The sequence below is a fragment of the Subtercola boreus genome (assembly GCF_003399645.1).
Lineage (GTDB): Bacteria > Actinomycetota > Actinomycetes > Actinomycetales > Microbacteriaceae > Subtercola > Subtercola boreus_A.
Window position 1 is genome coordinate 1 of record NZ_NBXD01000064.1, and the last position, 5,917, is coordinate 5,917.

Annotated in this window: 1 protein-coding gene; it reads right to left on the reverse strand. The window is 61.3% G+C overall.

Annotated features, from left to right (window positions below):
- Window positions 1–1,548: 1,548 nt before the first annotated feature.
- A complete protein-coding gene (locus tag B7R24_RS16890; protein ID WP_172582907.1) occupies window positions 1,549–4,965 on the reverse strand; it encodes an RHS repeat-associated core domain-containing protein in 3,417 nt (1,138 codons plus the stop codon).
- Window positions 4,966–5,917: the final 952 nt, after the last annotated feature.

Consider the following 5,917-nt stretch of genomic DNA (forward strand, 5'->3'; position numbering starts at 1 on the left):
TAACGTGCCCTCGGAGATCCCGAAGTCCTTCGCGATCTGAGCCGACTGGCCCTGGCCCGTCCGGGCCACCGCCACGACGTCATCGCGGAACTCTTTCGGATATGCCTTTGCCATAACTGACATCCTTCCAGCGAGAATGAAATCTCACAGATCAGATGACAACCAAACCCTGGGCAGACCCATCTGCTTCCCTCTCTCCGGGTCGACATCACGCCGACACTGCGATCGTATTGGCCAAACCCGACAGGTACACCGAAGACATGGAGAAGAATATTGGTGTCAAATCAGATCCGTTGCCCAAGCAACATCTGTGCCTCCCGGCTGGCCTGCGAGGTCACCGGCAGGGTCAGGATCTGGCTCCTGATTAGCGAATCTCCGCGGGAAAGCTCCTGTCCCACCTCGTCGCCCGCCAGTGTCCGATAGACAGTCAGTCGGCATAGTCAGAACCCTAGGTGCGGATCGCGACCGGGCCCCGGATTGTTTCTGCCACATGAACTCTTTAAGTTTCACCGCACGGCGGCGTTCGAAGAGCGTATCCTGACCATGCCTTTTCTGGCCCGTGCACGCGAGCACGCCGGTCGAACAAATGCGTTCCGACCAGCACCCCCGGCGCCGACTACCCTGGGAAAGCGAACTACCTCCACGGCTCATCAGCCGTTCATACCGACCGTGTTTGTGAAGGACGGACCCCATGGGTTATCTGATTTATGACGGCGAAGAGATCGAGATCGAGGAGACCTCATCGGTCAGGCAGCTGCTCTCAGTGCTGTCCTTTTTGGTCGGCGGTCGAAGGTCCAAGCCAAAGGTTGAAGAGCCTTCCACGTGAGTCTCGGGGCCGCCTAACGCCAGGTTGTTGGCCGGTTTTTTACGGCTAGCACCGTCATGAACACGAACAAGACTCCGCCGACAGAGGCAAGCCAGATTGCCCCAGGGCCTTGAAAACCGCTGAGTACCCCTAGCACGAGCGAGATCGAGATCACTAGGGCGAGAATTCCTAGTCCAATCGCGTAAAAGAAAATAGTTTTAGGTGGCATCAAATCTCCCGTCTATCCCGCCTCAGATGCATGTCAGTCCGATGAGGGCAGCCGGAGCTCCGAAGGCGGTGCCAACAGCAAACGAAGCACCAGCGATGCCGGCGGCAACGCTGACCCCGCCTGTTACTGGTGCCGCCGCGACTCCCGCCGCCGCTGAGGCGATGCCGCCTGCGATGCCAGCCGCAAATGCTATTCCCCCCAAGCAGCAGAAGCCAGATCTTTTCACCGTTTCAGGTGACCAATACATGGGGCACGTCAGAGTCGCCAAACCTGCCAGCACTCCCGACTCAACTCATTTTCTTTTAAGGCGATCCTTACGTTGGTCGACGACTATTGCACCCACAATAAGGACAAACCCGAGGAACCCGACAATTGTTCCAGGAAGACTTCCGTAGAGCGGGCTCGTTACCCCGATGAAAAGTGATGAGAATGAAAGCACGTAATAAGGCCAGTATCTTTTTTTCATTGCTTCACTCGAAAAATTAGCATGAGGTAACAATGCCGTAGCTAGAGGTTATAAGCCCCCAAAACCTGCGCCTAGGCCGATAGCAGCGAGGGGAGTTAGGGCGCCTCCACTCGCAATGCTTGCAGCACCACCGACAAACAAGGCGGCCTCGATTCCAACTATGGAGAAAATTTCTCCAGCGATCGCTACGCCACAAGCTTCACTTATGAGTCCAGTAGAGTCTTTGCCGTTGATGGGATTGCATCCTGCGTAGGCGTACGGGTTGGCCTCTTGTCCGCTGGGGTCTGCCTGAGTGAACCGTCCGAGGTTGGGGTCGTAGTAACGTGCGCCGAGTTTGTAGAGGTTGGCGGTGGGGTCCCAGAGCCCGCCGATGTATCGGAGTGCGTTGGAGGTGGCTTCAGCCGTGGTGGCGGTGCGGCGTGCTTCACCGTAGGGGGTGTAGCTGTAGCCGCCTTTGTAAACGCCGGCCGTGTCGAAGAGTCCGACGACGCTGCCCAGTCGGTCGGTGACGTAGTACGTGGACCCTGCGCTGGTGCGTCTGGATGCGGCATTTCCGTCGCTGGTGCGGGTGTACGCGACTGTTGCGTTAGTGCCAACGGTTTGAGTTGCGACACCGAACTCGGTAGTGAGGAAGGTGTTGTTGCCTCTCTGCAGGGTGGTGGTGTTCCCGGCACCGTAGGATGCAATGTTTTGTCCTCCGATGCGCATGACGGCGCCGCGGTTGTTGTAGCTCGAGGTCACACCCGTTGTGCCGCTCTGGGTCTGGTTGCCGGCGGCGTCGTAACCCCAGTTGGTCGTGTCCTGCGAAGTTGCTGTGATCTCGTTCGCCGCGTTGTACGTCACGTTCGCCGTAGACGTTGACGCGCCGCTGGTCCCGGAGCGGGTGTACTTGGTTCGGTTGCCGGCGTTGTCGTACTGGTAGCTCCACTTCGCGGACTGGGTAGCGCCTTCCATCTCAGTTGCGGCAGTGAGGTGGTTCCGTGAGTCGTAGGCGTAGGACGTCACCGCATTGGCGGTGATCCCTTCCTGCTTAACGGCCGTCTGATGTTGCACCGTGGTCCGGTCATCCGCAGGGGCAGTTGACCCGGGCACAGCGGTGTAGTCGTACTTGATCTGCACCACCGGGGTGCTGCTACCTGCCGGTGTCGCGGTGATATCCGTGGTCCGGCTGCTCCTATCGATCGCCGTGACCTGCTTTGCGCCACCCGGGAACGTACGGGACTTCTCGACACCGCCCGGGTAGTAGTCGAGCTTGATGCACCCTGATCCGGCCGCGGGGGCAGTGGTTCCTGTCGTGCAGGTGCCGCCGGGTTCGGTGATGCTGGTGGTGTTGTTCGCGGCGTCGTACCCGTACTTCACCAGCCCTTGTGAGTCGGTGTACTCGGTAAGGTTGCCGTTGTCGGTGTACTTATACGTCACAACATCGACCGGCTGCCCGGAGTCGTTGTACGTGTTCTGCTTCGTGGTGTGTCCGAGGGTGTCGTACTCGTACGAGATCTTGTGGATCGTCTTGTCCCACACGTATTGCTTCGCACCCGACGGGTAATACGCGTTGAAGGTCTGGTCGCCGTTGTTGAACTGCGTCTTCAGCAGACGGTCGTCGACGTCGTAACTGTAGATGGTCGTGTACCCGTTACCGTCAATAGTTTGGGTGACGCGGCCGAGAGCGTCGTAACTGTTCGTCACCGCGCCGAGGGGTGCCGGCTGCGCGATCTGGGTGAGGTTCCCGTGCGAGTCGTAGCTGTAGGTGGTGACTGCGCCGTTGCCGTTGGTGGCCGTGCAGATCAGGCCGTTGAACGGTGCGCAGGTACCTGCGGCACCGACGGCGCTGTAGGTGTACTGCTGGGTCACGGTCCCGGTGCCGCCGCCTGTGACATCGGTGGTCTTGGTCGGGTTCCCGTTCGTGTCGTAATCGAACGCCTTCTTACTCCCCGACGCATCGGACGAGCACTGGACCTGGAACGCAGTACCGGTCGCGGCCCCGGGGCAGTCCGTTGTCCCGCGAGCGTATTGCGCGGCGGTCCCGGCGCCGGTCGGCATTGCCACCGAGGTGGCGTTGCCGAGGCTGTCGTACGCGATCGTCGTTTGCCCGCCAGCAGTGCCTGAGGCAAACGCGGAGGTCGTGGTCTGGATGTCGCTGTTCGCGTTCCAGTCCTGCGCACGCGTATCACCACGCCCATCAACAGTCGAGGTCACCCGGCCCTGGTTATCGAGGTTGTACACCGCAACGTTGTCGTCGGCGTCGGTGACATTGGTCGTGCGGGTCGGGCTGAAGCTGTAATCGAAGTCGGTGACGACATCAGCGCGGGCACCCCAAGTCGGAGAAGTCGACTGCTGGTTCACCTTGGTGACCCGGTTGGTCGAGTCGTAATCGAACGACGTCGTCGTGTTGTTCGGTGATCCGGGGACGGTGATGCTGGTGAGCCGGTCGGAGTTGTCGTACGTGTACGTGGTCTGGGTGCCGTCAGCTGCGGTGACGGTCTGCAGGCGACGGTTCGCGTCCCGGATGAAGGTCGTGACCCGGCCTGCGGAATCGGTCATCCGTCCGACGTATTGGTTCGCGTCGTTGGTGTAGTCAACGGTCAGGCTGCGGCCGGAGTCCTGGGTGGCGGACACGATGTGCCCGGCGGTGTCGTAGACGTAGGTGACGCCTTGGTTGTTGCGGTCTTTGTCGCTGATCAGGTACCCGGTGGGGGTGAAACGGAGCTTCTCACCGGACTTGTTGTACGTGATCGTGTAAATCCCGAGATCCGCACCCGTGGTGGCGTCTTTGGTGAGGGCGGCGTTGAACCCGGGCGGGGGCGTGTACGCGCCGTTCTCCTTCTTGAAGAAGGCAGTGAACCCCGACGGACCCGTGAACGTCGCGCTCAGGGTGTCGGGGTTGATGTACAGGCCGACGTCGTTGGTGATCATCGATGACGACCACCCGCCACCGAACGAACCCTCGTTCAACGAGAGCCCGTTGTAGAACCGGTCCGCGCGCAGCTGGATACCAGGGCCGGACAAGGATTCGTCATTCGCGGTGACGACGAGGTTCCCGTTACCGAGGTTCACCCGGGCAACAGTGTGATCAGAGAGGGAGAAGTCCTGAAACTGGAAGTACGGCAACGACCCGAGCCCTGGGCTGGTGATGTTCCGCTCGGGCGGGACGGGGGCCCCGCGAGCAGCCATGCTCCTGCCTGCGACTGCCGGCGCCTGGGTGGGGTCCGTGGCGTCAGCGGCCGGGTTGACCGCCGACTCGGTAGGTTCGTTGTCGTAGATCGCTGGCTGGTTCGCAGCATCTTCGGCGGGCGCTTCGTCGGTGCCGCCGATGAGGGGTTCACCGAACCGGCCACCTTCTAGCGGTTCCCATGGCGCGGCCGGAGACACCGGCGTCGCGGCTGGGAGGCCGTCATCCGCTGTGTCGCCCGGCGCCCAGACGCTGCCCTCAAGATCCCCGGTACTGGGACCGTCGCCCTCATCCATCCGAACCACTACAGCAGGCGCAACGGCCGCTTGCGCCGGTGTCACACTCCCGACTGTGATCAGTGATGCGAAAACAACCCCGACGATGACAGCTCTGCGCCGCATGAATATCCCCTCAAGCCGCTCCCCCAGACGAAGCAACCCGCTCAACGTAGCAGCGAAGATCCTGAGAGGTCTACAGAAAACTTTCGCAGCTTACAAGGACGCAAAGTGAACAAACTATGAGCGCATCAACCGGGTCAGCGCACCGACCAAACGAAAAGGTTTCGTGTACTACCGCACGACCAACTGGTCGGCATCCGTCATCAGCGCCGACAGCACGCGCCTCGCTGCACCCGCCTGCGGGCGATGTCCGTGAGCCCGAAAGAACGAACCGGTTGTGTGGTTACGATCGCGAGCCCCCGCACGGACGCCGACGGGGAGTGACGGCGCCGAGTTGACGGGCTATTCTCTACCCCGAGTGGTCCGGTTTCCCGTTCACCCCCCTGACGGCGGATCATTCAAGACCCCCGGATGATCCCCCATAATGCCGGGGGTTTCCTCATCCCTGCGCACAACCAGTGCCCGCGGTCTGATCGGTCGGTCGGATAAGTCCTGCCGGTGTCGGTGGTGGGGGTACGCCTGCATGAGAGTCGACGCACCGAACGCCGCACAGCTCGGCGCCGGTCACTGTTCCGATGAGGGCTTCATCAAGCGCGCCAGCGATCGAGCAGCTGCGAGCGGTGATCCCGGAAGATCACGAGATCCTCTACGCCCGAGAGGCGTCCTAGGCGCTACTCCCCCGCTGTCCGGGGCAGGACGGTACGGCTGAGGTTCGGGCCGATGGCGTCGGCGTCGATGACCCGGCCGTACCGCTTGTTCTCACCCTCACCCCAGGACACGGTGTGCTCATACCCGACGACGATGACGGCATCACCTTTGTGGAGGGTGGCGAGAATGTTCTCCCCGAGCT

Coding starts and splice junctions, on each gene's coding strand:
- B7R24_RS16890 (WP_172582907.1), bottom strand. CDS start 4,965: ATGGATGAGGGCGACGGTCCCAGTACCGGGGATCTTGAGGGCAGCGTC.